33 protein-coding genes are annotated in these 25,499 nt (G+C 66.4%); 23 read left to right on the forward strand and 10 right to left on the reverse strand.

Features of this window, described 5'->3' with window-relative positions; translation table 11 throughout:
* The 6 genes from VF643_RS02585 to aroQ all read right to left on the reverse strand — a co-directional run.
* The coding region (locus VF643_RS02585; protein ID WP_331041804.1) for a glutamine synthetase beta-grasp domain-containing protein at nt 1-854 on the reverse strand (854 nt) is incomplete at its 3' end.
* A 134-nt stretch (nt 855-988) separates the two neighbouring features.
* Entirely contained in the window at nt 989-1,327 is a 339-nt protein-coding gene (locus VF643_RS02590; protein ID WP_331041805.1) for a P-II family nitrogen regulator, read from the reverse strand.
* Between the two features lie 168 nt (nt 1,328-1,495).
* Nucleotides 1,496-2,503, reverse strand: a complete 1,008-nt coding sequence (locus VF643_RS02595) for a DUF4268 domain-containing protein (protein ID WP_331041806.1) — start codon at nt 2,501-2,503, stop codon at nt 1,496-1,498.
* Nucleotides 2,500-3,855 carry an acetyl-CoA carboxylase biotin carboxylase subunit gene (accC, locus tag VF643_RS02600; protein WP_331041807.1) on the reverse strand — a complete coding sequence of 452 codons (1,356 nt, stop codon included), beginning with the start codon at nt 3,853-3,855 and terminating at the stop codon, nt 2,500-2,502. The genes VF643_RS02595 and accC overlap by 4 nt, the downstream gene beginning before the upstream one ends.
* Entirely contained in the window at nt 3,855-4,334 is a 480-nt protein-coding gene (accB, locus tag VF643_RS02605; RefSeq protein ID WP_331041808.1) for an acetyl-CoA carboxylase biotin carboxyl carrier protein, read from the reverse strand. The genes accC and accB overlap by 1 nt, the downstream gene beginning before the upstream one ends.
* Nucleotides 4,335-4,347: 13 nt before the next feature.
* Nucleotides 4,348-4,782 carry a type II 3-dehydroquinate dehydratase gene (gene aroQ / locus VF643_RS02610; RefSeq protein WP_331041809.1) on the reverse strand — a complete coding sequence of 145 codons (435 nt, stop codon included), beginning with the start codon at nt 4,780-4,782 and terminating at the stop codon, nt 4,348-4,350.
* 91 nt (nt 4,783-4,873) lie between these two features.
* On the opposite strand from aroQ, the gene thiS reads away from it, so the two are divergent.
* Together thiS and VF643_RS02620 are read left to right on the forward strand one after the other, a co-directional pair.
* Nucleotides 4,874-5,881, forward strand: a complete 1,008-nt coding sequence (thiS, locus tag VF643_RS02615; protein WP_331041810.1) for a sulfur carrier protein ThiS — start codon at nt 4,874-4,876, stop codon at nt 5,879-5,881.
* A gap of 87 nt (nt 5,882-5,968) precedes the next feature.
* Complete coding sequence (locus VF643_RS02620; protein ID WP_331041811.1) at nt 5,969-6,151, forward strand: CsbD family protein; 183 nt, start codon at nt 5,969-5,971, stop codon at nt 6,149-6,151.
* 261 nt (nt 6,152-6,412) lie between these two features.
* On the opposite strand, the gene VF643_RS02625 is transcribed toward VF643_RS02620, so the two are convergent.
* Together VF643_RS02625 and VF643_RS02630 are read right to left on the reverse strand one after the other, a co-directional pair.
* Nucleotides 6,413-6,859 carry a YaiI/YqxD family protein gene (locus VF643_RS02625; RefSeq protein WP_331041893.1) on the reverse strand — a complete coding sequence of 149 codons (447 nt, stop codon included), beginning with the start codon at nt 6,857-6,859 and terminating at the stop codon, nt 6,413-6,415.
* A 2-nt stretch (nt 6,860-6,861) separates the two neighbouring features.
* On the reverse strand, nt 6,862-8,493 hold the full coding sequence (locus VF643_RS02630) for a thiamine pyrophosphate-binding protein (protein ID WP_331041812.1): 1,632 nt from the start codon (nt 8,491-8,493) through the stop codon (nt 6,862-6,864).
* 64 nt (nt 8,494-8,557) lie between these two features.
* Here VF643_RS02630 and VF643_RS02635 point away from each other — a divergent pair, with 64 nt between their 5' ends.
* From VF643_RS02635 to VF643_RS02680, 10 genes are all read left to right on the forward strand, one after another.
* Nucleotides 8,558-9,493: an SMP-30/gluconolactonase/LRE family protein gene (locus VF643_RS02635; RefSeq protein WP_331041813.1), complete on the forward strand. Its 936-nt coding sequence runs from the start codon at nt 8,558-8,560 to the stop codon at nt 9,491-9,493.
* On the forward strand, nt 9,490-10,617 hold the full coding sequence (locus VF643_RS02640; protein WP_331041814.1) for a DUF2855 family protein: 1,128 nt from the start codon (nt 9,490-9,492) through the stop codon (nt 10,615-10,617). Before VF643_RS02635 ends, VF643_RS02640 begins: the two co-directional genes overlap by 4 nt.
* A 33-nt stretch (nt 10,618-10,650) precedes the next feature.
* A complete protein-coding gene (locus VF643_RS02645) occupies nt 10,651-11,358 on the forward strand; it encodes a CoA transferase subunit A (protein ID WP_331041815.1) in 708 nt (235 codons plus the stop codon).
* Between the two features lie 33 nt (nt 11,359-11,391).
* Nucleotides 11,392-11,697, forward strand: coding sequence for a type II toxin-antitoxin system prevent-host-death family antitoxin (locus VF643_RS02650; protein ID WP_331041816.1), 306 nt, complete (start codon nt 11,392-11,394; stop codon nt 11,695-11,697).
* On the forward strand, nt 11,681-12,067 hold the full coding sequence (locus tag VF643_RS02655; RefSeq protein WP_331041817.1) for a type II toxin-antitoxin system VapC family toxin: 387 nt from the start codon (nt 11,681-11,683) through the stop codon (nt 12,065-12,067). Before VF643_RS02650 ends, VF643_RS02655 begins: the two co-directional genes overlap by 17 nt.
* Nucleotides 12,068-12,078: 11 nt before the next feature.
* Entirely contained in the window at nt 12,079-12,714 is a 636-nt protein-coding gene (locus tag VF643_RS02660; RefSeq protein WP_331041818.1) for a 3-oxoacid CoA-transferase subunit B, read from the forward strand.
* 72 nt (nt 12,715-12,786) lie between these two features.
* Nucleotides 12,787-14,223, forward strand: a complete 1,437-nt coding sequence (leuC, locus tag VF643_RS02665) for a 3-isopropylmalate dehydratase large subunit (RefSeq protein ID WP_414713778.1) — start codon at nt 12,787-12,789, stop codon at nt 14,221-14,223.
* Complete coding sequence (locus VF643_RS02670) at nt 14,220-15,077, forward strand: N-acyl homoserine lactonase family protein (RefSeq protein ID WP_331041819.1); 858 nt, start codon at nt 14,220-14,222, stop codon at nt 15,075-15,077. The genes leuC and VF643_RS02670 overlap by 4 nt, the downstream gene beginning before the upstream one ends.
* Complete coding sequence (gene leuD / locus VF643_RS02675) at nt 15,077-15,706, forward strand: 3-isopropylmalate dehydratase small subunit (protein WP_331041895.1); 630 nt, start codon at nt 15,077-15,079, stop codon at nt 15,704-15,706. The genes VF643_RS02670 and leuD overlap by 1 nt, the downstream gene beginning before the upstream one ends.
* On the forward strand, nt 15,669-16,664 hold the full coding sequence (locus VF643_RS02680; RefSeq protein WP_331041820.1) for an NADPH:quinone oxidoreductase family protein: 996 nt from the start codon (nt 15,669-15,671) through the stop codon (nt 16,662-16,664). The genes leuD and VF643_RS02680 overlap by 38 nt, the downstream gene beginning before the upstream one ends.
* A 3-nt stretch (nt 16,665-16,667) precedes the next feature.
* On the opposite strand, the gene VF643_RS02685 is transcribed toward VF643_RS02680, so the two are convergent.
* Both VF643_RS02685 and VF643_RS02690 read right to left on the reverse strand, forming a co-directional pair.
* Nucleotides 16,668-17,009, reverse strand: coding sequence for a transcriptional regulator (locus tag VF643_RS02685; RefSeq protein WP_331041821.1), 342 nt, complete (start codon nt 17,007-17,009; stop codon nt 16,668-16,670).
* Nucleotides 17,006-17,389, reverse strand: a complete 384-nt coding sequence (locus tag VF643_RS02690; RefSeq protein WP_331041822.1) for a toxin-antitoxin system TumE family protein — start codon at nt 17,387-17,389, stop codon at nt 17,006-17,008. The genes VF643_RS02685 and VF643_RS02690 overlap by 4 nt, the downstream gene beginning before the upstream one ends.
* Nucleotides 17,390-17,409: 20 nt before the next feature.
* On the opposite strand from VF643_RS02690, the gene VF643_RS02695 reads away from it, so the two are divergent.
* The 11 genes from VF643_RS02695 (at nt 17,410) to VF643_RS02745 (ending at nt 25,497) form a co-directional block, all read left to right on the forward strand.
* Nucleotides 17,410-17,733, forward strand: a complete 324-nt coding sequence (locus VF643_RS02695) for a DUF1476 domain-containing protein (protein ID WP_331041823.1) — start codon at nt 17,410-17,412, stop codon at nt 17,731-17,733.
* Nucleotide 17,734: 1 nt separating this feature from the next.
* A complete protein-coding gene (locus VF643_RS02700; RefSeq protein ID WP_331041824.1) occupies nt 17,735-17,974 on the forward strand; it encodes a BolA/IbaG family iron-sulfur metabolism protein in 240 nt (79 codons plus the stop codon).
* Between the two features lie 3 nt (nt 17,975-17,977).
* Entirely contained in the window at nt 17,978-18,292 is a 315-nt protein-coding gene (gene grxD / locus VF643_RS02705) for a Grx4 family monothiol glutaredoxin (protein WP_331041825.1), read from the forward strand.
* Nucleotides 18,293-18,547: 255 nt separating this feature from the next.
* Entirely contained in the window at nt 18,548-18,916 is a 369-nt protein-coding gene (locus VF643_RS02710) for a BlaI/MecI/CopY family transcriptional regulator (protein ID WP_331041826.1), read from the forward strand.
* Entirely contained in the window at nt 18,913-20,391 is a 1,479-nt protein-coding gene (locus tag VF643_RS02715; RefSeq protein WP_331041827.1) for a M56 family metallopeptidase, read from the forward strand. Before VF643_RS02710 ends, VF643_RS02715 begins: the two co-directional genes overlap by 4 nt.
* Before the next feature lie 71 nt (nt 20,392-20,462).
* Entirely contained in the window at nt 20,463-21,314 is an 852-nt protein-coding gene (locus tag VF643_RS02720; protein ID WP_331041896.1) for an MBL fold metallo-hydrolase, read from the forward strand.
* Complete coding sequence (locus VF643_RS02725; protein ID WP_331041828.1) at nt 21,299-22,015, forward strand: DUF4230 domain-containing protein; 717 nt, start codon at nt 21,299-21,301, stop codon at nt 22,013-22,015. Before VF643_RS02720 ends, VF643_RS02725 begins: the two co-directional genes overlap by 16 nt.
* Before the next feature lie 231 nt (nt 22,016-22,246).
* Nucleotides 22,247-23,248 carry a quinolinate synthase NadA gene (gene nadA / locus VF643_RS02730; protein WP_331041829.1) on the forward strand — a complete coding sequence of 334 codons (1,002 nt, stop codon included), beginning with the start codon at nt 22,247-22,249 and terminating at the stop codon, nt 23,246-23,248.
* A 177-nt stretch (nt 23,249-23,425) separates the two neighbouring features.
* The gene (gene nadC / locus VF643_RS02735; RefSeq protein WP_331041830.1) at nt 23,426-24,295 is read left to right on the forward strand and encodes a carboxylating nicotinate-nucleotide diphosphorylase; all 870 of its coding nucleotides are present in this window, start codon (nt 23,426-23,428) and stop codon (nt 24,293-24,295) included.
* 63 nt (nt 24,296-24,358) lie between these two features.
* A complete protein-coding gene (locus VF643_RS02740; RefSeq protein ID WP_331041831.1) occupies nt 24,359-24,790 on the forward strand; it encodes a hypothetical protein in 432 nt (143 codons plus the stop codon).
* On the forward strand, nt 24,787-25,497 hold the full coding sequence (locus VF643_RS02745; protein ID WP_331041832.1) for a ribonuclease T2 family protein: 711 nt from the start codon (nt 24,787-24,789) through the stop codon (nt 25,495-25,497). The genes VF643_RS02740 and VF643_RS02745 overlap by 4 nt, the downstream gene beginning before the upstream one ends.
* Nucleotides 25,498-25,499: the final 2 nt, after the last annotated feature.

Below are 25,499 nucleotides of genomic sequence, written 5' to 3' on the forward strand. Positions count from 1 at the left end.
GCGAACAGCGGTTCCTTGCCGTTCCAGATCGAGAAGTGCGTGTGCATGCCCGATCCGTTGTCTTCCTTGATCGGCTTGGGCATGAACGTGGCGGTCTTGCCATACGCATGCGCGACCTGGTGGACGACGTATTTGTAGATCTGCATGCGATCGGCGGTGACCGTCAGCGTGCCGAACGTCAGGCCCAGTTCGTGCTGCGCGGCGGCGACTTCGTGATGGTGCTTGTCGCAGGGCAGGCCCATCTCGATCATCGTCGAGACCATCTCACCGCGGATGTCGACCGCGGAATCGACCGGCGCGACCGGGAAATAGCCGCCCTTCGCGCGCGGGCGATGGCCCATGTTGCCGCCTTCGTATTCGCGGCCCGAATTGCCCGGCAATTCGATGTCGTCGATCTTGTAATAGCTCGTCGAATAGCTGTTTTCGAAGCGCACGTCGTCGAACAGGAAGAATTCCGCTTCCGGCCCGACATAGACGGTATCGCCCACGCCGGTGGTCTTCAGATAGGCTTCGGCACGCTTCGCGGTCGAGCGCGGGTCACGCGCGTACAATTCGCCGGTGACCGGATCGACCACGTCGCAGAACACGATCAGCATCGGTGTCGCCGAGAACGGATCGGTATAGACCGCGTCGAGATCGGGCATGAGCGTCATGTCGCTCTCGTTGATCGCCTTCCAGCCCTCGATCGAGGAGCCGTCGAACATCAGCCCGTCGGTCAGTTCGTCCTCGCCAATCAGGCCGGCGACCATCGTCAGATGCTGCCATTTGCCCTTGGGATCGGTGAAGCGCAGGTCGATCCATTCGATCTCCTGTTCCTTGACCATTTTCAGAATGTCGGTGGCCGAAGCTGCCATTGAAATGCCCCTTGCTCTGCTTGAAGGTGGTTCGGCCGAAGCCGGGAATCATGTTGCGACGCCGGCCGACTTTTCCACGCAATGTTGCGCCGCGTCAAACAACGTCGGTGTGATCGATCGAAGCGGGCGGTGCGTCAGATCGCGGCATCGTCGCGTTCGCCGGTACGAATGCGCAGCGCGGATTCGACAGGAATGACGAAGATCTTGCCGTCGCCGATGCGCCCGGTCTGCGCCGCGTTCGCGATCGCCTCGACCACGCGCTCCGCCAGCGAATCCTCGACGACGACCTCCAGCTTCACCTTGGGGAGGAAGTCGACGACATATTCGGCGCCGCGATACAATTCGGTGTGGCCCTTCTGCCGGCCGAAGCCCTTGGCCTCGGTCACCGTGATCCCCGACACGCCGATCTCGTGCAGCGCCTCCTTCACTTCATCGAGCTTGAACGGCTTGATGATCGCTTCGACCTTCTTCACGTTGGTGCTTGCCCCCGCTCGTTATGAAACCCTCGCCCGCCTGAAAGCCTTGCACCGAACGTGCCAGTCGCGCGCCGCTGGGGCAACCGTGAAGAAAGGGTAAATTTCGTGCTCGCGAATCGGGCAGATTGTCGCTCGATGCCCGCTGTAGCAGCACGCATGGCGATTTCAGCCGAGCACAGCAGCGAAGCCGTCTTCATCGCGATCATCATCGGCATCGAAAGTGAGCGCCTTGACCCTTGCGCCGAACACTCGCCGGAAACGCTGCATCTTGTCGAGCATCCAGGCATGCAGGGCCGCATACTGGTCTGGCGAGGCGGGATCGACGTCGTCGAGGAATAACGCGATTCGACTCGCTCGCTTCGTCGGCAGTTCTTGCCAGTCAAGCGCCTGGCCCATCTCTGCCTCGATCGTTTCACGCTCCGCCGCCAACTGGCGTATGCCGGACTTGAGGGGGTCTCGGCTCAAGTAGAGTTCGACCCCAACGCGCTTCTTCTGCGTGCTGATTGTGGCGCTGATAACTACCCCGCCACGGCCAATACGAAATTCGAACCAGTGATCCCGATTATCTCGACGGATGACGAAGCTGGGGTCATTCTGGCGCAGATATTCGGCAAAGGCCGACCAATAGGCAAGCCGTACCTTGTGTCGCTCGCCTTGTGAGCCATCGCTTGCGGCAGGGCCAGCCGATCGAACCGTTTTCGTCCATCTGTTCGGCTTCGCAACCACATTGAAGAACGGCGCCGGCTGGCTATCGCCGATCTTCAGTGCCTCAATCTCAACCGCAAAGAAGCTGTAGTCTTCTCCTGTAGCTGCATTCAGCCAATCTATTGCGGCACGGTGATCGTCCTTGAAGCGTTCGGCCACCCAGATCACCGTCGCCCGACGGTTCTGGCTGGCGACATAACTGATGAGCTGGCCGAGATGGCGGTGATCGGTAGCACCGAACTGGTTCTCTATGAGCACGGCGTTCCCGGCGCTGTCCTCAGCCAGAATATCAAGACGAAAGTCACCCGCAGGAACTTCCGTTCCTTGAAGTTCGAGTTCATCGATACCCAGCGGTTCGGCCAACAGGTCTAGATTGGCCGCAAGCCAAGGCGTGAACACCGCTGCTTCGTGACCCCATACCTGTTGCGCGGGAAGGGTAACGAGCTTGCCGAGAACGGGGTGAGTCAAGGCTCGTCCTGCTTGGCCAGCCATTCCTCCAGCCACTTGATGGTATACGCCCCCGCTTGGAATTCCGGGTCTTCGATCAGCGCGCGGTGCAAGGGGATGGTGGTCTTCATCCCCTCGATCACGAATTCCTCCAGCGCGCGGCGCAGGCGCGCGATGCAGCGTTCGCGGGTGGTGCCGTAGACGATCAGCTTGGCGATCATGCTGTCGTAATAAGGCGGCACCTTGTAGCCGGCATATAGCCCGGAATCCACGCGGACGTGCATGCCGCCGGGCGCGTGGAACTGCGTCACCTTGCCCGGCGAGGGCGCGAAGGTGCGCGGGTCTTCGGCGTTGATCCGGCATTCGATCGCATGGCCGTGGAAGCGGACGCGGTCCTGGGTGACCGAGAGGTCGCAACCCTCGGCGACGCGGATCTGTTCGCGGACCAGGTCGATGCCGGTGATCGCCTCGGTCACCGGATGTTCGACCTGAAGCCGGGTGTTCATCTCGATGAAATAGAATTCGCCGTCTTCCCACAGGAACTCGATCGTGCCTGCACCGCGATAGCCCATGTCGGCCATCGCCTTGGCGACGACGCCGCCCATCCGGTCCCGCTCGGCAGGGGTGATGACCGGGGAGGGGGCCTCCTCCAGCACCTTTTGATGGCGACGCTGGAGCGAGCAGTCGCGCTCGCCCAGGTGGATGGCGTTCCCCTTGCCGTCGCCGAATATCTGGAATTCGATATGGCGCGGGTTGCCGAGGTATTTCTCCATATAGACGGTCGCGTCGCCGAACGCCGCCTTCGCCTCGGTGCCCGCCTGCTGCATCAGCGTTTCGAGGCTGTCCTCGGACGTGCACACCTTCATGCCTCGGCCGCCGCCGCCGGATGCCGCCTTGATGATGACCGGATAGCCGATCGCCTCGGCCAGCGCCTTGGCTTCGGCCAGGTCGTCGATCGCGCCGTCGGAGCCGGGGACCAGCGGCAGGCCGAGCGCGCCCGCGGTGCGCTTCGCCTCCACCTTGTCGCCCATCGTGCGGATATGCTCGGGCTTCGGCCCGACGAAGATGATATTATGAAGCTCGACGATCTCGGCGAAGCGTGCGTTCTCGCTGAGAAAGCCGTAGCCTGGGTGGATCGCGTCGGCGCCGGAGATTTCGGCGGCCGAGATGATGTTGGGGATGTTGAGGTAGCTGTCGGTGGCGGACGGCGGGCCGATGCAGATCGCCTCGTCCGCCAGGCGCACGTGCATGGCGTCGGCGTCCGCGGTGGAATGGACCGCGACGGTCTTGATCCCCATTTCGTGGCAGGCGCGGTGGATGCGCAGCGCGATCTCGCCGCGGTTGGCGATCAACAGCTTCTTGATCGCGGCCATTATTCCACCACGATCAGCGGCTGATCGAATTCCACCGGCTGGCCGGCTTCGACCAGTACCGCGGTGACCGTGCCTGCCGAGGGCGCGAGAATCGGGTTCATCACCTTCATCGCCTCGACGATCAGCAGCGTGTCGCCCGCCGCGACCTTCTGCCCCACGCCTGCGAACGCCTTGGCGCCGGGTTCGGGGGCGAGATAGGCCGTGCCGACCATCGGCGACTTCACCGCATGCGCGGTGGAGGCGGGGGCGGACGCCCCCACTTCGGCAGGCGCGGCCGTGAGCGCCGGCAAGGGCGCAGCGACTGGGGCTGCATAATGCGCGGGCGCGGCGTTCACCGCCGCCGCCTTGCGCGCGACGCGGATTTTGCGGTCGCCATGCTCGACCTCGATCTCGGTCAAGGCGGTGGCGTCGAGCAATTCGGCGAGTTGGCGGACGAGGTCGATATCGACCTTCATCGCTTGGTCTGTCTGATCGGTCATGTCAGCGCATCTGTCAGATGCGCGCCGCGGCTTCAAGCGCGAGCATGTAGGACTGCGCGCCGAAACCGGCGATCGTGCCGCGTGCAGCCTGGCCGACCAAACTTATGTGGCGAAAGTTTTCGCGCGCGTGCGGATTGGACAGATGCACCTCGATCACCGGAGTCTTCACGCCCTTGATCGCGTCGTGAAGCGCCACCGAGGTATGGGTGAACCCGCCCGCATTCAGGAGTACCGCCTTCACGTCGCGCGCCTGCGCCTCGTGCAGCCAGTCGATCAGATGGCCTTCGTGATTGGACTGGCGCAGGTCGATCTCCAGGTCCAGTTCGCGCGCGCGATCGTCGAGCATGTTGGCGATGTCGTCGAGCGTGTCGTGGCCGTATATCTCGGGCTCGCGCACGCCGAGCAGGTTTAGGTTCGGGCCGTTGAGGACGAAGACGGTGGCGGTCATGGCGCACGGACCTTTCGGTTGCGGGGGTTCGCTGCGGCTACCTATATGCGACGCGCCGACGCGGCAAACCGCCTGCGCCCCCGGAGTATATATGGCCCACGCCGATGGAACCGTCTCGATCACCGTCAACGGCGAGCACAAGCGCGTCGCCGCCGGGCTGTCGATCGCCGATCTCGCGAACGAACTGGGGCTGATCCCCGAAAAGGTTGCGGTGGAGCGCAATCTGGAAGTGGTGCCGCGATCGACGCTGGCGCGGGTGCAGGTCGAGGATGGCGACGATTTCGAGATCGTGCATTTTGTCGGCGGCGGCGACCACGTGAAGCCGGTCGATGCGGATACCTGGACGGTTGCCGGGAGGACGTTCCGATCGCGGCTGATCGTGGGCACGGGCAAGTACAAGGACTTCGCGCAGAACGCCGCGGCGCTGGAGGCGTCGGGGGCGGAGATCGTGACGGTCGCGGTGCGGCGGGTGAACGTCAGCGATCCCAAGGCGCCGATGCTGACCGACTATATCGACCCAAAGCGCGTCACCTATCTGCCCAATACCGCTGGCTGTTTCGACGCCGAATCGGCGATCCGCACGCTGCGGCTGGCGCGCGAGGCGGGGGGATGGGATCTGGTGAAGCTGGAGGTGCTGGGCGAGGCGAAGACACTGTATCCGGACATGGTCGAGACATTGCGCGCGACCGAGGTGCTGGCCAACGAAGGCTTTCTGCCGATGGTCTATTGCGTCGATGATCCTATCGCGGCCAAGCGGCTGGAGAATGCCGGCGCGGTGGCGATCATGCCGCTGGGCGCGCCGATCGGATCAGGGCTGGGCATCCAGAATGCGGTGACGATCCGGCTGATCGTCGAGGGCGCGGGGGTGCCGGTGCTGGTCGATGCGGGCGTCGGCACCGCATCCGACGCGGCGTTCGCGATGGAATTGGGCTGCGACGGGGTGTTGATGAACACCGCGATTGCCGAGGCGAAAGACCCGGTGATGATGGCGGCCGCGATGCGCCTGGGCGTGGAGAGCGGGCGGCTGGCGTATCGCGCGGGCCGCATGGGCAAACGGCGCTATGCCGATCCGTCCAGCCCGCTGGCGGGGCTGATCTGATCCGGAACCCTGGTCCGGCTGATCCGTTTTATTACGCGAGATCAAGCCGACGTGACCCTCACGCCGGCAGCTCGCGTGGAGGTTATCATGGGTGAGCTCACCGACAAGATCAAAGGCAATGTCAACGAGGCGATCGGCAACGCGAAGGAAGCGGTCGGCAAGCGCAATAACGACCCCGACCTGGCCGCCGAGGGCGCCGCGCAGAGCACGGTCGGCAAGGGCCAACAGTTCAAGGGCAAGGTCAAGGGCGCGCTGGGGGATGATATCTGACGCGCAGCGTGCGAGAGCGCGGCGATGCCGCGCCACCCACGCAAGCGCGGCCGGCCTCGCTAGCGAGGTCCGACGACGCGGCTTCGCCGCGGCGCGTGTATGCGAGAGGGCCGCTTCGGGAAACCGGGCGGTCCTTGGTGCATCCGCCGTACACCGTCCTCACCCATCGCCGCTTCGCATCTCTCCCTCTCCCGTCGAGAGAGGGAAGGGGCCCGCCGCCCTAGGCGGTGGGAAGGGTGAGGGCGGCTAGTCTTAGCGGTTCTACGCCCGCCTCATCTTCACCAGCGCGGTATCCAGCGCCTGCAGGAACCGCGAGCGATCGGTCTTGGCAAAGGGTGCCGGGCCACCGATCACGTCGCCGCCCGCGCGCAGGTCCGCCATGATCGCGCGGGTGGCGATGGCGCCGCCGATCGAGGCGGTGGTGAAGGGTTTGCCGTTGTGCGCCAGCACGGTCGCGCCGACCTTTAGCGCGCGGTCCGCGAGCAGGATGTCGCCGGTGACGACGATGTCGCTGGGGCCTGCGGTTTCGGCGATCCAATCGTCGGCGGCGTCGAAAGCGTCGCTGACGATTGCGCGGGTGACGAGCGGATGATCGGGGATGCGCATCCGCTGATTGCTCACGATCACGACGGCCGCGCCGTGGCGTAGCGCGACACGGTACACCTCGTCCTTGACCGGGCAGGCGTCGGCATCGACCAGGATGCGCAGCGTCACCGGGCGCTGATCGCGGTCAGCGTCGTGGCGGGGGAGATCGTCTCGACATCGGTTTTCAGGTGGAGCAGCCGCACTCCCCGCTGGGTGAGTGCGCGGGCCAGGGCGGGGCCGAACTCCTCGGTGCGCTCGACCGTCTCGGCCCAGCAGCCGTAAGCGCGGGCAAGCGCGGCGAAATCGGGATTGTGGAGCCGGGTGGCGGAGACGCGGCCGGGAAATTCGCGCTCCTGGTGCATACGGATCGTGCCATAGGCGCTGTTGTCGATGACGAGCACGAGGATGTCAGCGCCGTGCTGGACCGCGGTCGCGAGTTCCTGACCGTTCATCAGGAAATCGCCGTCGCCGGCCAGCGCGACGACCTGGCGGTCGGGGTGGCGCAGCTTGGCGGCCACCGCGGCAGGGACGCCATAGCCCATCGCGCCTGCGGTCGGTGCCAGCTGGCAGCCGGGGCCGGCGTAGCGCCAATAGCGGTGCCACCAGCCTGAGAAATTGCCCGCGCCGTTGCAGATGATGGTGTCGGCGGGCATCGCTTCGCGCATCGCCGCGACGCAGGGGCCGAGGTCCATCGCGACGTCGGGGCGCGGTGTGGGGGTGGACCAGGTCAGGTATTCGGCGTGGGCTTCGGCGCCAGCACCCGCGGTCATTGGCTGGAAAGACGACAACGCGTCGGCAAACTCCTCCATCCCTGAACAGATAGCAAGATCGGTCAGGTAGGTTCGGTCGAACTCCTCAGGGTCGGGGTGGACGTGGACTAGCTTTCGTTCCGACCCATCAAGCGACACGAGCGTGTAGCCGTCGGTTGTTGCCTCGCCGAGCCGCGCGCCCACCACGAGCAGCAGGTCCGCCGCCTTTACCCGTTCCAACAGCTTTGGATTGGGGCCGTAGCCAAGGTTGCCTGCCCAGGCAGGACTGTCGTTGGCTATCGCATCCTGTCGACGGAACGCGGATGCGACCGGGATGCCTGCATCCTCGGCCCAACCGGCGAACATGTCTCCGGCTGCCGCGGTCCAGCCTGCACCGCCGACGATCGCCAGCGGGCGCTCGGCCGCAATCAGCATGGCTTCCAACGGGCCGAGATGTGCAGTCTGCCGGACCCGCTCCACCCGCGGACGATCCACCGCCTCCACTTCGTCGAGCAGCATGTCCTCGGGCAGCGCTAGTACCACCGGCCCCGGCCGTCCGTTCATCGCCGTCGCATAGGCGCGCGCGACGTATTCGGGGATGCGCCGCGCGTCGTCGATGCGCGCTGCCCATTTCGCGAGCGGCGCGAACATCGCCTGGAAATCGACCTCCTGGAACGCCTCGCGGTCGCGGGTGCCGCGGTCGACGTCGCCGATGAAGAGGATCATTGGCTGGCTGTCCTGCATCGCAACGTGGACGCCGATCGAGGCATTGGTCGCGCCGGGGCCGCGCGTGACGAAGGCGATGCCGGGGCGGTGGGTCAGCGTGCCGTCCGCGCAGGCCATGAACGTGACGCCGCCCTCCTGCCGGCAGGTCACCAAGTCGACCTGCGGCGTATCGTGAAGCGCGTCGAGGACGGCGAGGAAGCTCTCCCCCGGCACGGTGAAGATGCGGTCGCAGCCTTGGGCCACGAGAGTGTCGACGAGGATGCGGCCACCGGTTCTAAGCATGCGGGGGATGTACCGCGACCGCCCAGTCGCTACCATCGTGAAAAACGGGATATGGAGAGCCTGCATGATCGAGTGGACGACCGTCGCCAGCGGCCTGCGCTTTCCCGAAGGCCCGGTTGCGATGCCGGACGGGAGCGTCATCCTGGTTGAGATCGAGGCCGGCCGCATCACCCGCGTGGCGCCCGACGGGGTCTGCACCGTCGTGGCGCGGCCCGGCGGCGGTCCCAACGGGCTGGCGATCGGCCCGGACGGAAAGCTGTATTGCTGCAACAACGGCGGCTTCGACTACCGCGAGGTGAGCGGCTTGCTGGTGCCGCATGCCCAGGCGTCCGATTATTCGGGCGGGCGGATCGAGCGGATCGACATCGCGACCGGCGCGATCGAGACCTTGTACCGCGATGGGGATTTCGGCTGCACGTTGCGCGGCCCCAACGACATCGTCTTCGATGCGCACGGCGGTTTCTGGTTCACCGATCACGGCAAGACGCGCGAACGGACCCGCGATGTCACCGGCATCTTCTATGCGAAAGCCGACGGCAGCCATCTGGAGGAGGTAATCTTCCCGTCCGAGAACCCCAACGGCATCGGCCTGTCGCCCGACGGCGGGCGCCTGTACGCTGCCGAGACCTATACCTGCCGCCTGATGGCGTTCGACATCGTCGCGCCAGGCAAGGTCGACCCGACGAGCGGGATCGGCGGTGCGGGTACGCCGCTTTACCGGCCGGCGGGCTATAAGTTCTTCGATTCGCTGGGGGTCGAGGCGGGCGGCAACATCTGCGTCGCGACGATCGGCGAATGCGGCATCAGCGTCGTCTCGCCGCAGGGTGATCTGGTGGCGTTCGTCGCCACCGACGATCCGTTCACCACCAATATCTGCTGGGGCGGAGACGATATGACCACCGCCTGGGTGACGCTGTCCGGCTCCGGCCGGCTGGTGAGGGCGACATGGCCGCGCCCCGGTTTGCGGCTGGAACATCAGACACGAGGAACATCGGCATGAACCGCTGGGCCATCGACATCGACCGCGCGGCAATCGACCGGGCGGCGCTCGTGGACGATCCCGAGACCCCGCTGGCGGCGGGCGAGATCGAGGTCGCGCCGGTGCTGATCGCGATCACCGCAAACAACGTCACCTATGCGGCGCTCGGCGAGCCGATGGGGTTGCTGGGATCGGACGGCGGCTATTGGGACTTCTTCGGGCCGCGCGATGCGCCCGGGCGGTTGCCGGTCTGGGGCTTTGCGCGGGTGACGCGATCGGCGCATCCGGGCTTTTCGCAAGGGGACGAATTCTACGGCTATTATGCTTTGGCCAGCCACACCCGCCTGCTGCCCGAACGCGTCGGCGCGCATGGCTTCGTGGATGCCAGCCCGCACCGCGCGCACCTGCCGGCGCTCTATAATCATTATCAGGCGGTGAGCGGGCTGGCCGATTACGATGCGGCGGATCGCGACCTGTGGCCGATCTTTCGCCCTCTCTATCTCACCGGCTGGCTGATCGCCGACCAACTCGACGACGAGCGCGATCATGGCGCGGCGTCGGTGATCGTCACCAGCGCATCGAGCAAGACCGCCTGCGGCTTCGCGCATGCATTTCGCGAGCGCGAAGCCAGGCCCGAACTGGTCGGTCTGACTTCCCCGGCGAGCGCTGCTTTCGTCGGGGGCACCGGGCTGTACGACCGCGTCGTTACCTATGACGCGATCGAGACGCTCGATGCGGGCACGCCGAGCGCGTTGATCGACATCGCCGGCGATGCGGGCGTGGCCAAACGCATCCACGCGCATTGGGGCGAGGCGCTGAAACTCAGCATGGTCGTCGGCGCGACGCATTGGGAAGCGCGCGCGGGCTTCGGCGGGCAGGGCCGCACCGGCTTCTTCGCGCCTGCCCGCATGGCCAAGAGATCGGCGGAGTGGGGCGGCAGGGTGCTGAACGAACGCGTCGGTGCGGCCTGGCGCCGGTTCATGGCGGACGCGCGTGCGCTGTCGGCGATCGAGACCCGCGAAGGCGCGGACGCCGCGCTGGCCGCTTATGCCGAGGTCGTCGCGGGTCGGGCCGATCCGCGCGTGGGCACCGTCATCGCCTTGGGTCATCGCCCTGGCTTGACCGCGCCTGCGCCGTCCGCTTAGTCGCGCAGCATCCACATCAGCCAAGGGTTTGCGATGCAGAAGCTCTATCCGGATGCCGCCGCCGCGCTCGAAGGGTTGCTTCACGACGGTATCACGATCTGCGCGGGCGGCTTCGGCCTGTGCGGGGTGCCCGAGCGGCTGATCGATGCGATCCGCGCTTCGGGGGTGAAGGATCTGACGATCGCCAGCAACAACGCCGGCGTCGACGGCGAGGGGCTCGGCAAGCTGCTGCGCACGCGGCAGGTGAAGAAGATGATTTCCAGCTATGTCGGCGAAAACAAGGAATTCGAACGCCAATATCTGAGCGGCGAGCTGGAGGTGGAATTCTGCCCGCAAGGGACGCTCGCCGAGCGCTGCCGGGCGGGGGGCGCGGGGATTCCGGGGTTCTATACGAAGACCGGCGTGGGCACGCTGGTGGCGGAGGGCAAGGAGGTGAAGACCTTCGACGGTGAGGATTTCATCCTCGAACGCGGCATCCGCGCCGATCTGAGCATCATCAAGGGGTGGAAGGCCGACGAAAGCGGCAACCTGATCTTCCGCAAGACCGCGCGCAACTTCAACCAGCCGATGGCGACCGCGGGCCGGATGTGCGTGGCGGAGGTGGAGGAAGTGGTGCCGGTGGGTTCGCTCGATTCCGACTCGATCCATCTGCCCGGCATCTATGTTAAACGGATGATCGTCGGCGCGCCGTATGAGAAGAAGATCGAGTTTCGCACGGTGCGCGAGCGGGCGGCGGCTTGATCGTTCCGGCTGGCAAGACTAAGTGGCTTAGTCATGGCGACGGTTTCTGTTCACGAAGCGAAGACGCATCTGTCGCGGCTGATCGCTGCCGTGCTGGCGGGCGAGGAGGTCACGATCACGCGTGGGCGCGAACCGGTGGTGAAGATCGTTCCGCTCGAACCCATCGCCAAGCCGAAGCGCGTCGGTGGCTGGCTGGCGCATACGATCACGCCGGGCAAGGATCCGCTGGCGGACGGGTTCTGGGATCCGCTGCCGGACGAGGAGCTGAGGCTTTGGAACGGCGAAAGCCTGCCTACCGATCCGCTATATCGCCCGGACGACGATGCGGCTGCTACTTGATACGCACGCGCTGATCTGGTGGGCTGCTGATATCGGACAGCTGTCTGCCAGAGCGCGTGACGCGATCGAAAATGGTGAAAACGAGGTTTTCGCAAGCGCGATTTCGGCGATGGAAATCGCGACGAAGGTCCGTATCGGCAAGCTGGAAGAAGGCAGGCCGCTTGCGACCGACTTCATGGATCAGATACGGGCATGTGGCCTGCAACCGCTCGCCTTGACGGCAGGGCACGGGCAATTGGCGGGCTCTCTGACGATTGCCCATAAGGATCCCTTCGATCGCATGCTGATTGCACAAGCGATGATCGAGAACATGACCTTTGTATCCAACGAGCGCATTTTCGATGCGTTCGGTGTGATACGGCTCTGGTAAAGGAAGAGACGATGCCTTGGGACCGCAACCAGATGGCCGCGCGTGCGGCGAAGGAACTACGCGACGGCTATTACGTCAACCTGGGGATCGGCATCCCCACGCTGGTAGCGAACAACATCCCCGCGGGCATGACGGTGACGCTGCAGTCGGAGAACGGCATGCTCGGCATCGGGCCGTTTCCTTACGAGGATGAAGTCGACGCCGACCTCATCAATGCGGGCAAGCAGACGATCAGCGAACTGCCGCAGTCGGTGTATTTCAGCAGCGCCGACAGCTTCGCGATGATCCGCGGCGGGCATATCGACCTGACCGTGCTCGGCGCGATGGAGGTCAGCGAAGGCGGTGACATCGCCAATTGGATGATTCCGGGCAAGATGATAAAGGGCATGGGCGGCGCGATGGATTTGGTCGCTGGCGTCAAGAAGATCATCGTGGTCATGGATCACACTGCCAAGGACGGCAGCCCGAAGTTCATCCCGACCTGCACGTTGCCGCTGACGGGCAAGAACGTGGTCGACATGATCGTCACCGACCTGGCCGTCTTTCAGCGCGCCGATCACGACGCGCCGTTCAAGCTGGTCGAACTGGCGCCGGGGGTGAGTGCGGACGAGGTGGCGGCGAAGACGACGGCGGCGTATCAGGGCTGACTAAGGTAAAGGGCTGATCGGTCGGGCCGGGCTTGGGTTCGTCGCGACAATCGGTTAACGCCTCGGCGCATCATGGCCGCACCCCAAACCCTTTACGAAAAGATCTGGGCCGCGCACGTCGTTGAGCGGCGCGACGACGGCACCTGCCTGATCTATATCGACCGCCACCTGGTCCATGAGGTCACGTCGCCGCAGGCGTTCGAGGGGCTGCGGGTCGCCGGGCGGCGGGTCCGCCGGCCCGAGCTGACGCTGGCGGTGCCCGACCACAATTTGCCGACGACGCCGCGCGTCGATGCGCTCGGCCGCGCGCTGCCGATCGCCGATCCCGAGAGCGCGGCGCAGCTGGAGGCGCTGCGGCGCAACACCGCCGAATTCGGCATCGACTATATCGACGCGAATGCCGCCGAGCAGGGGATCGTCCACGTCGTCGGTCCCGAACTGGGCTTCACGCTGCCGGGCACGACGCTCGTCTGCGGCGACAGCCATACCTCGGCGCACGGCGCGCTCGGCGCGCTCGCGTTCGGGATCGGCACCAGCGAGGTCGAGCATGTCCTGGCGACGCAGACGCTGCTGCTCCAGCAGTCGAAGACGATGGAGATCCGCGTCGAAGGCACGCTGGGTTTCGGGGTCAGCCCGAAGGACGTGATCCTGTCGATTATCGGCCGGATCGGCGCGGCCGGTGGCACCGGCCACGTCGTCGAATATACCGGCGGGGTATTCCGCGACATGTCGATCGAGGGGCGGCTGACCGTCGCCAACATGTCGATCGAGGCGGGCGCGCGCGCCGGGCTGATCGCGCCGGACGAGACGACCTTCGCCTATCTGAAGGGCCGGCCGATGGCGCCGCAGGGCGAGGCCTGGGACCGCGCCGTCGCGTGGTGGCGCAGCCTGGCGACCGACGCGGGCGCGCGGTACGATCGCAGCGTCCGGCTCGACGCGTCCGATATCGCGCCGTCGCTGACCTGGGGCACCAGCCCCGAGGATGTCGTGCCGGTCACCGGCCATGTGCCGCACCCGGACAGCTTCGCCGATCCGTCCAAGCGCGATGCCGCGCGCAAGTCGCTGGAGTATATGGGGCTCGCCCCCGGCACCGCGATGCAGGATGTCCCCGTCCAGCACGTCTTCATCGGCAGCTGCACCAACAGCCGCATCGAAGACCTGCGCGCCGCCGCCGGCGTGGCGGACGGCCGCCGGGTCGCCGATGGCGTCCGCGCGCTGGTCGTGCCCGGATCGGGGCTGGTCAAGCGGCAGGCCGAGGCCGAGGGGCTGGACCGCATCTTCCTGGCGGCGGGGTTCGAATGGCGCGAGCCGGGCTGTTCGATGTGCCTGGCGATGAACCCGGACAAGGTGCCGCCGGGCGAACGCTGCGCCTCCACCAGCAACCGCAATTTCGTCGGGCGGCAGGGGCCGGGGGCGCGCACCCATTTGCTGTCCCCGGCGATGGCGGCGGCGGCGGCGGTGACCGGGCGGCTGGCCGATGTTCGCGATGTGATGGGGGGACGGATATGAAGTTCGTACTGGCGCTGCTGAGCGCAGGGTCGCTGGCCAGCGGCTTCGCGGCCTATGCGCAGAGCACCCCGGCGGTGCCGAAGGTGACGCTGACCCGGCTCGATTGCGGATCGGTGCGGGTCAACGACCTCGACCAGTTTTCCGACACTCGCGCCTATGTGGGGCAGACCAAGACGCTGACCGACAGCTGCTATCTCATCCGGCACGGCGACGAGGCGATGCTCTGGGACACCGGGCTTCCCGCGGCGCTGAAAGGCGTGGCCACCAACGCCGCCGATCCGATGAGCCCGAGCCTGCGCGCGACCCTGGTGGAGCAGCTCGCGCAGATCGGCGTCCGCCCCGATCGCATCGCCCGCATCGGCATCAGCCATTATCATTTCGACCATATCGGCCAGGCCGCGGCATTTCCGGGTGCGACGCTGATGATCGGCGCGGGCGATTGGGCCGCGCTGACCGACAGGAACGCCAAGCCCGGTTTCGCCGCGCCCGATTCCAGGCCGCTGGCGCACTGGATCTCGGGCGGCGGCAAGGTGGAGACGGTGGCGCGCGACAAGGACGTGTTCGGCGACGGGACGGTGGTGATGCTCGACATGCCCGGTCATACGCCGGGACACCATGCGCTGCTGGTGCGGCTGAAGGGCAAGGGCGCGGTTCTGCTGACCGGTGATCTGGCGCATTTCCGCGAGAATTACGCGTCGAACGGCGTCCCCGGCTTCAACACCGGCCGCGCCGACACGCTGGCCTCGCTCGACCGGTTCAAGAAGATGGCGGCGAATCTCAAGGCCAGTGTCATCATCCAACACGAAGCCGCCGACATCGCCAAGCTGCCCGCCTTTCCCGCGAGCGCCGAGTGATGGAACCGGTGACGATCGTATCGGGCACCGCCTATCCCTGGGGCGCCAAGAACGTCGATACCGACGTCATCATTCCGGCGCACTGGCTGAAGACGATCACCCGGACGGGGCTGGGCAAGGGCGCGTTCGAGACGGTGCGCCAGCAGCCGGGCAACATCTTCGACGATCCGCGCTACGCGGGCGCGCCGGTGCTGATCGCGGGCGACAATTTCGGCTGCGGATCGAGCCGCGAACATGCCGCCTGGGCGCTGGCCGACATGGGCGTGAAGGCGGTGATCGCGCCGAGCTTTTCGGACATCTTCTCGGGCAATGCGTTCAAGAACGGCATCGTCGCCGTCGTGCTGCCGCAGGAGGCGATCGACCGGCTGGTGGAGGTCGCCCGCGACCAGCCGATCACGGTCGATCTGGAGACGATGACGGTCACCACCCCCTATCAGGATCGCTTCGCGTTCCACCTCGATCCGTTCCGCCGGCGCTGCCTGATGGAGGGGACCGACGAGATCGGCTTGACCTTGGCGCGCGATACCGCGATTTCGAACTTCGAAGGGACGATGGCTGTCCATCGCCCGTGGATCGAGGGGAGAAGCGGCTATGCGGGCATTGCTGTCGAAGGCGCCGGGCGGACCTGAAACTCTGGAACTGAGCGAGGTCGCCGATCCGCAGGCGGGGGCGGGGCAGGTCGTGGTCGATGTCCGCGCCTGCGCGATCAATTTTCCCGACGTGCTCATCATCGAAGACAAATATCAGTTCAAGCCCGAACGCCCGTTCGCGCCGGGCGGCGAAATCGCGGGGACGATCGCGAGCATCGGGGAGGGCGTGGAAGGCTGGGCGATCGGCGACCGGGTGATCGCGATGCTGGGGCATGGCGGTCTTTCGGAAAAGGTGATCGCCGACCCGGCCAAGCTCTACCGCCTGCCGGAGGGGCGCAGCTTCGCCGAGGGTGCGTCATTGATCCTGACCTATGGCACGACGATCCACGCGCTGCTCGACCGCGGGCATCTGAAGCCCGGGCAGACTTTACTCGTACTGGGTGCGGCCGGCGGTGTCGGGCTGGCGGCGATCGAACTGGGCAAGGCGTTCGGCGCCACCGTCGTCGCCGCGGTCTCGTCCGAGGAAAAGGCGGCTGCTGCCAAGGCGGCCGGCGCCGATACCGCCATCATCTATGGCCGTGCGCCGTTCGACAAGGACGCGTCCAAGGCGCTTGCCGAGCAGTTCAAGGCGGCGGTCGGCAAGGCCGGTGCGCACGTGATCTACGATCCGGTCGGCGGCGACTATGCCGAACCCGCGCTGCGTTCGATCGCGTGGGAGGGGCGCTACCTCGTGGTCGGCTTTCCGGCTGGCATCCCACGGCTGCCGCTGAACCTCACGCTGCTCAAGAGCTGCAACGTGTGTGGCGTCTTCTGGGGTGCATTCGCGGCGCGCGATCCGGCCGCCAACCAGGCGAATATCGACCGGCTGTTCCAGCTGTGGGCGGAGGGCAGGATCGCCCCCAGGGTGACCGAGACCTTCCCGCTGGAGCGCGGCGGCGATGCCATCGCAAAGATGGCTGGGCGCGGTGCCATTGGCAAGCTGGTGGTGGAGCCGTAAGAGCTACGCCGCCTTCGTCAGGGTGAAATCGACGTGAACCGCATCGTGGGCGAAGACGACGCCCTCGGCGGTACGGTCGATCACCCCGGCTGCGGCCAATGCGACGATGTCGCCGTGGACCGATTTGACGTCGCGGGCGACGTGCCGCGCCAGCCCGCGAATCGACATCGCCCCGCGCCCGGTCATCGCCTGGAGCAAGTCCCAACGCTTTGGCGTGAGCGTCTTCCAGAGCAGTTCGGGCGTCGCAAACGATATGTGCGTACCCTGGGCGTCGCCGCGCAGCGCTGCCGTTGCCCGGTGAGTCACCGCATCGCGGGTTACGACGGACAAGGTCACAACGGTCATTTACTCCTCCATTGATCGACATCATGCCAGAAGTCGGCGAGCAGCCGATCCGGCGTGGTGAACGCATAATCACTCTCGCTCAGGCCCAGATGACGGTGGTCGCCCTTGCCTGCCTCGTTGTCGTAGCGCAGCACGCACTCGCCGCCGACGATGTACGCGAGCGAGTATTTCAGATCGTGCACGGACCCGCGAACCGGAACAGGAACGCGCCAGACTCGCAGGCGGACAAAACTGGTGGGAGCGATCTGATGACGTTCATCGAGAAGCAAATCCGCTTTCACGTTGGCTTCAATGACAACAGCTGTTGCTGTTGTCAATTGGCCCAACGCTGCGGCCGACCCGCCGTTGCGCCCGGCGAGACGACCGCCTATCTCGTGCACCGAGCAACCGGGAACCGCGCATGACCACTTTCGACGACCGGCAGCGCGCCTTCGAGGCGCAGTTCGCGCGCGAGCAGGACATGGCGTTCCGGATCTCCGCGCGGCGCAACCGGCTGCTCGGCCATTGGGCGGCGCAGCTGATGAAGCTGACGCCCGAGGAAACCGATTCCTATGCCAAGGCGGTCGTCCAGGCCGATTTCGAAGAAGCGGGCGACGAAGACGTCATCCGCAAGCTGCTAGGCGATATGAACGCGGCGGGCGTCGAGATCGACGAGGGCGTGGTCCGCCGCGCGCTCGAGGAGCAGACCGTCGAGGCACGGCGCCAGCTGATGGAGGCGCACTGACATGCCGATGGCCGCAGACGACATCGCCGCGCTGATCCGTGCCGCGATCCCCGACGCCGAGGTCGAGATCACCGATCTGGCAGGTGACGGCGATCATTATGCGGCACGCGTCACCGCCGCCAGCTTTGCCGGCATGAACCGGGTGAAGCAGCAGCGCGCGGTCTATGCCGCGCTCGGCCACCGCATGGGTGGCGAGCTGCACGCGTTACAACTGACTACCGCCATTCCCACAGGATCGTGACCCATGACTGACGAAGCCCACAGCCGTATCGACGCACTGGTGAAGGAAAAGCCCGTGCTGCTATTCATGAAGGGCACGCCGCTCTTCCCGCAATGCGGATTCTCCAGCCGCGCGGTCGCGATCCTCAATCATCTGGAGGTGGAGTTCGACAGCGTCGACGTGCTCCAGGACCAGGGCATCCGCCAGGGGATCAAGGCTTATTCCGACTGGCCGACGATTCCGCAGCTCTATGCCCACGGCGAATTCATCGGCGGTTCCGACATCATGATGGAAATGTACGAAAGCGGCGAGCTGGCCGAGGCGCTCAAGCCGGTCTGACCGGGTTGGGGCGGCCGGTTTCCCGTGCCGCCCCGCTGAAGCGTCCGGGGACGCATCGGTATGCGGATGACATTGCAGGCTGCGTGCCAAGTGGCTCTGCTGACGTAAATGCGCCGCTCCTGTTGGTTAACGGGGTGAGCGGTAAGTTTGCAGGCGTAAAGAACGCCGACACCGCTGCGGCGCATTTCGTGGCACGGCCTTATTGACTACAAACGTAATCAGGACGATTACAGGCGTAGTCAGTAGGAGCGACTCGTGGCCGAACGGATCAGCGAAGCCGAACATGCGGTCATGGAGGTGCTCTGGGATCAGGCACCGCTGACCGCGCAGGACGTGGCCGAGCGCGTCGATCCCCTGCGCGGGTGGAGCGCCACCACCGTCAAGACCTTGCTCGGCCGGTTGCTGGCCAAGACCGCGATCGCGCACGAACCCGATGGGCGGCGCTATCTGTATCGCCCCCTCGTCGCGCGGGAGGATTATGTCGCGGGCGAATCGAAGCGGCTGATCGACCGCCTTTTCGGCGGCAAGCTGACTCCGCTGGTCGCGCATCTGGCGGAGCGCGATGAACTCACCGCCTCCGACATTGCCGAGATCGAGGCGCTGCTGAAAGGTCTGAAACCGTGATCGCGTGGGCGATCGAGGCGCTGATCGCGTCGGCGCTTTTGATGATCGCGGTGCTCGTCGTCCGCACGCCCGTCCGCCGTGCGTTCGGTGCGCGCGCGGCTTATGCGCTGTGGGCGCTGCCCGCGTTGCGGATGGTGCTGCCGCCGCTTCCTGCCTGGCCGGCGGACGCGACGCCGGTGACCCTGGGGCGGGAGACCATCATGGTGCTCGTCACTGCGCAACCCGCCGCCTCTGCGCCCGCCTGGCCGACCATGGCGATCCTTGCCGCGCTGTGGGGCGCGGGAGCAGTGGCCTTCCTGACCTGGCACATCGTTCGCCATGCCCGCTTCTGTCGCGTGGTCGTCCGTCACGGCGGCATGGTCGATACGGTCGACGGCATCCGCGTGATCGAAAGCGACGCCGCGCCCGGACCGATCGCCTTTGGCCTGTTTCGCCGCCATGTCGCGATCCCGGGCGCCCTGTCGGCGCGCTACGATGCCGACGAGCGCGCGCTGGCGCTGGCGCATGAGTTCGCGCACCATCGGGGCGGCGATCTGTTCGCCAATTGGGCGGCGCTGGTCGTGCTGGCGCTCCATTGGCCCAACCCGTTCGCATGGCGGGCTTTCCGGGCGTTTCGCGCCGACCAGGAACTTGCCTGCGACGCGCGGGTGATTGCCGAGCGCGGCCCGGTTGCGGCGCATGCCTATGCCCGCGCGATTCTGAAGGCCGCGCATCCTGGACCCGATTGGAGCGGGGCGGTTTCTGCGGCCTGCCACCTCCACACCATTGCCGATCTGAAAGGGAGACTGAAGATGTTGCACCCGTCACCTGCCTCGCGCCGCCGTCTTGCCGCGGGGGGAACGATGGTCTCGCTGCTGGTCGTGGGCGGCCTCGTCATCACCGCCTCGGGCACCGGCGCGACCGCGGCGATGACCGGCGGCCTGGCTGCGACCGCTGCGCTGGTGGGTCAGGTCGCGCCGCCCGTGCCACCGACGCCCCCCGCGCCGGTCGCCGGGGCAGGCGCCGTGAAGCGCGTCATCATCGTCAAGGACGGCAGGACGACCACCTACGAGGGCGCGCAGGCCGATGCGTATATCGCCGAGCACCCGGCGCCAGCGCCGCCGGTGCCTCCCGTGCCGCCCGTCGCCGCGGTGCGTGTTCCGGCGGTTCCGCGGGTCGTTTCGATGGAGTGTCCGGGTGCCGACGCGCGCGACATCGTTCGTCAGGATCGGGCGGGCGGCGATCAGCGCATCGTGATCTGCTCCAACCGCATCCGCGAGATCGCTGCGCAAGGGGCCGCCCAGGGCGTGGCGATCGCCGCCAATGCCAAGACCATCGAACGCGACGCGCTGGTCGCCGCGGTGAGCGGCTTGCGCGCCGCGCGAGCGGGGCTGCTGGAGGGCAAGGGGATGGCCGACCGTGGCAATCGAGACGCGATGCCGGCGATCGAGGAGGCGCTGGCGGAGGTCGAAGCCGATCTCGCGGCGCTGGACTGAGGAGTGCGCCGGCTTCCCCGGTGCGGGGAGCCGGCTTGCCATTCGCGTCGCCAGCCGCCATCTCGCGTGGCATGGCCGAGCATCCGACCGGTATTCCGATACAGCTCGAGCCGCTGGTCGCGCGCGTCCTGGCGCCGAACCCGTCTCCTTATACCTTCACCGGCACACAGGCGCATGTCGTCGGCACCCGAGATCTTGCGGTGATCGACCCCGGTCCTGACGCCCCCGAGCATCTTGCCGCCCTTCTGGATGTCATCGGGGCGCGGCCGGTGCGCGCCATCCTGGTCACTCATCATCACCGCGACCATAGCCCGGCCACCCGCGCGCTGGCGGCGGCGACCGGCGCGCCCATCATGGGTGCGGCGCCCACCCATCGCAGCGAGGGCGGGCAGGGCGATGCCGCCTTCGATGCCGATTATGCACCCGACCGCGTGTTGGCCGACGGCGAGGTCGTCAGCGGCGACGGGTGGAGCCTTCAGGCGATCGCGACCCCCGGCCACACGTCGAGCCACCTGTGCTTCGCGCTTGGCGATACTCAGGCGCTGTTCTCGGGCGATCATGTGATGGGCTGGTCGACCTCCGTCGTCTCTCCCCCCGACGGCGAAATGGGCGATTACATGCGCAGCCTGGCGGTGCTGATGGCCCGCGAAGACCGCGTCTATTATCCCGGTCACGGCGAGGCGGTGGAGAACCCGCGCCGGCTGGTGCGCGGGATGATGGGGCATCGCAAGCAGCGTGAAGGCCAGATCCTGCGGTTGCTCCGCGACGCTCCGCATGACGTGCCTGCGATGGTCGCGCGCATGTATGCCGGCGTCGACCCGCGGCTTGCTCCGGCTGCCGAGCGATCGGTGCTGGCGCATCTGATCGACCTGGCGGGGCGTGACCTGGTGCGTGAGGAGGCGACGACATGGGTGATCCGGTGACGCCAGAGCCGAGCAACGCAATCTCGTTCATGGCCAAGGCCGCGGGAGTCGTCGCGATCCTGGGCCTCGCGGTGCTGCTCGCGATGTGGGGGGTGCAGCGTTACGTCGCCGAACGGCTCGCGCCCGATCCGACGACGATCGCGAGCGCCAGTCTGGAGGGACTGCGTGAGCAGAACCGGCTGTCGGCCTTTGCCGCGCGATTCGTGGCCGTCGTCACCTCGCGCCAGACCGCGCTCGGCTTTTCGACCGAGAAGACGCTCATCATGCCGGGCATGGTTCGCTACGAGGTCGATCTCGCCAAACTCACCCAACGCGACGTTGCGTGGGATGCGGCCACGAAGACGCTGTCGGTCACGCTGCCGCCCGTGCAGATCGACGGCCCGCAGGTCGATCTCACCGCTATTCGCGAATATGGCGGCGGCGGCGTGCTGACCACCTTCACCGATGCCGAACGAAGCCTGGATGCCGCCAACCGTCGCGCGGGTCAGGCGCAGCTCGTGGCGCAGGCGCGCGGCGCGATGCCGATGCGGCTCGCCCGCGACGCCACCAAGCGGGCCGTCGAGCGCAGCTTCGCGATGCCGCTGCGTGCGGTCGGCGTCCCCGCCACCGTCCGCGTCCGCTTCGCCGACGAACCGCGCCCGAGCAGCGAACGCTGGGACACCACGCGCAGTCTGGAAGAGGTTCTGGGTAACCGCGGCTGACAAGCGGGTGCCGACCTCCTATGTGGTGAGGCGGTGTGGCCTGGTGATCCTGTCCACCTCCGTTCGTCCTGAGGAGGGGCTGAGCGAAGTCGAAGACCCGTCTCGAAGGACAGGCCGCGCGCCCCAACCTGTCCTTCGAGACGCCATTTCGACTTCGCTCAATGGCTCCTCAGGACGAACGGGCGGGTGGATGTCAGGGCCGGGCTAACAGCGCGATTGGAGATGCAGGCGATGACCATGAATCCGGGCAGTCTGAAGGGCGTCGATCTGCGCGTCGAGATCGACCGGCTGCGCAAGGAGCGCAATGCCGTCATTTTGGCGCATTATTACCAGCGGCCCGAATTGCAGGACATCGCGGATTTCGTGGGCGACAGCCTGGACCTCAGCCGCAAGGCGCAGGCGACCGATGCGGACGTCATCGCCTTTTGCGGGGTGCGCTTCATGGCGCAGACCGCCAAGATCCTGTCGCCGCAAAAGATCGTCGTGCTTCCCGACATGGATGCCGGTTGCAGCCTGGAGGACAGCTGCCCGCCCGAGCAGTTCGCCGCCTTCCGCGCCGCGCACCCCGATCACATCGCGCTGACCTATATCAATTGCTCGACCGAGGTGAAGGCGCTCTCCGACATCATCGTCACCAGTTCGTCGGCCGAGAAGATCCTGTCGCTGATCCCGCCCGAACAGAAGATCATCTTCGGCCCCGACCGCAATCTGGGCGGCTATCTGGTGCGCAAGACCGGGCGCGACATGCTGCTGTGGCCGGGCGTGTGCATCGTCCACGAGGCGTTCAGCGAGACAGAGCTGATGAAGCTGAAGGCGCAGAACCCAAGCGCCCCCGTCGTCGCGCATCCGGAATGCCCGGCGGTCATCCTGGATCACGCCGATTACGTCGGATCGACGCGCGGTATCCTGGAATATGCCAATGCGTTCGGCGGCGACACGCTGATCGTCGCGACCGAGCCGCACATCATCCACCAGATGGAAAAGGCGATGCCGGGCAAGCGCTTCATCGGTGCGCCGGGCGCGGACGGCAACTGCAATTGCAACATCTGTCCGTACATGGCTCTGAACACGATGGAGAAGCTCTACGTCGCGCTGCGCGATCTGGAGCCGCGGATCGAGATCGAGGAAGGGCTGCGGCTGTCGGCCAAGAAGAGCCTCGATGCGATGCTGGCGATGGCGAGCGGGACGGTGGGGCAGGGCAACCTGGGGCCTGCGCGGGTGACGGGGGACTGATGCGGCTGTCCTACAGGTGCGGCTCAAGCCAGGGCAGACGCGACCAAGTTGATTCGATAGCCCCTCCCCTTAAGGGGAGGGGAGAGCAAGCCTGGTCGAGTTCAACTCTAGCTCCTGCCGGCAAAGCTCAACCGGCGCTGCGTTGAACGGCTCGTCACACTTTTTATGGGAATTCGCGTGACCTTCGTTACCTTCGACCCCGATCAGCTTGTCGGCGGAGGCTTTGACGCCGCCGCCTTCGTCACGTCGACGTTGGCCGAAGACCTCGGCGACGCGGGCGACATCACGTCCGCCGCGGTGATTCCGGCGGACGCCCGCTTCACCGGCGTCATGGATTCGCGCGATGCGATCACGGTCGCCGGACTGCCGCTCGCCGAAGCATTCTTCCGCGCGCTCGATCCGGACGCGGTGATCGAACGGCTGGTCGAGGACGGTGCGCAGGTTGCCGCGGGCACCGATCTGATGCGCATCGCCGGAAACGCGCGCGCGCTGCTGACCGCGGAACGCTCGGCACTGAATACCGTCCAGCATCTGTCGGGCATCGCGACGATGACGCGCGCCTATGTCGATCGCCTGACGGGCACCGGCGCGACCCTGCTCGACACGCGCAAGACCATCCCCGGCCTGCGCCTGCTGGAGAAATATGCAACGCGAATGGGCGGCGCGCAGAACCACCGCATGGGATTGTGGGATGCGGCGATGATAAAGGATAATCATGTCGCGGTGGCCGGCGACGTCGGGGAGGCGGTCGCGCGCGCAAAGGCGGCGGGGATCGCGCGCATCATCGTGGAGGTGGACCGCGTCGATCAGATCGAACCCGCGCTCGCCGCCGGGGCCACCCACCTGCTGCTCGACAACATGGACGCGCCGACGCTGCGCAGGGCGGTGACCCTGGTCGGCGGGAGGGTGCCGACCGAGGCGTCCGGCGGCGTGACGCTGGAGACGATCCGCGCGCTGGCGGAGACCGGCGTCACCTATGTCTCGGTCGGGCGGCTCACCCAATCGGCGCCGGCGGCCGACGTCGGGCTCGACTTTGCGAATGCCTGAGTCCGCGGTGCTTGAGTTGGCGCAGGAGCATGCGATAACGCCGGCAAGACCAGGGGGCTATTGATGACCAGACCGATTTCCATCGTCCGCTTCGACTATTGCTATCTCGGCGCGCTCGTCGTCGGGGCGGTAAATGCGGCACTGAACTGGCAACGCTATACCGCGATGCCCGCGGTTCGCGACGCGCAGGTGATGTTCGGCGCGTGGTATCTGCCGACGGTGACCGCGATCGGTTATCTGATCCCGCTGCTGCTATGGTATTTCGTCGCGCGGCGGGGCAGCGTGGTCGCCAAGTGGATCGTCGTCGTGCTGTTCGGTCTTGGCATGGTGGGACTGCTCATCGCGCTGGCGATGGGGACGATGGCATCGGGGCTGGGGGGCGTGCTCAGCGTCGTCGCGATCGTCCTGAATGCGGTGGCAGTGTGGCTGCTGTTCCGGCCCGATGCCCGTGCCTGGTTCGGCGAGAAGGCCCATGACGATCGAGACGCGGCATGATCGCCCGGCTTGCCGCTGCCGCCGCGCTGCTGGCGCCGGCCGCCGTGCAGGCGCAGGCCTATAGCTGCGCAATCCCTGCAAGCATCCCGCGTGCACGGCCCGATCTCGCTTCGGCCGATCAGCCGCGCCGCGTCGTGCCGATCGGTAGTTATACGCTGGCGATTACCTGGGCGCCGCAATTCTGTCGCACGGGTGGCAATCGTCCTTCGGCACGGTTCCAATGCGGGTCGGGCAACCGCTTCGGCTTCACCCTGCATGGCCTGTGGCCGGACGGCGTGGGCAAGGAGTGGCCGCAATATTGCAAGCCCACCGGGATCGTGCCGAGGCCGGTCGTTCGCGCGACCCTGTGCGCGACGCCGTCGCCGCAGCTGATCCAGCACGAATGGGCCAAGCACGGCACATGTATGCCCGGCGAGCGCCCGGCGACCTATTTCGCACGCGCCACGCGCGCCTATGCCAAGCTGCGCTATCCGGACATGAACGCGCTGTCGCGATCGGCGCTGACCGCGGGCCGCTTTGCGCAGGCGATGGCGGCGGCGAATCCGGGGCTGCGTGCGGATATGATGCGCGTCACCGCCGACGGTCAAGGCTGGCTCGATGAGGTCTGGCTCTGCATGGACACCCGCTTTCGCTACCGCCGATGCCCCGCGCATCAAGGCGGGTTGGCGAACGGTGCCGCGCTCAAGATCTGGCGGGGTCGGCGTTAGGG

It is taken from the genome of Sphingomonas sp., from assembly GCF_036387595.1.
Lineage (GTDB): Bacteria > Pseudomonadota > Alphaproteobacteria > Sphingomonadales > Sphingomonadaceae > Sphingomonas.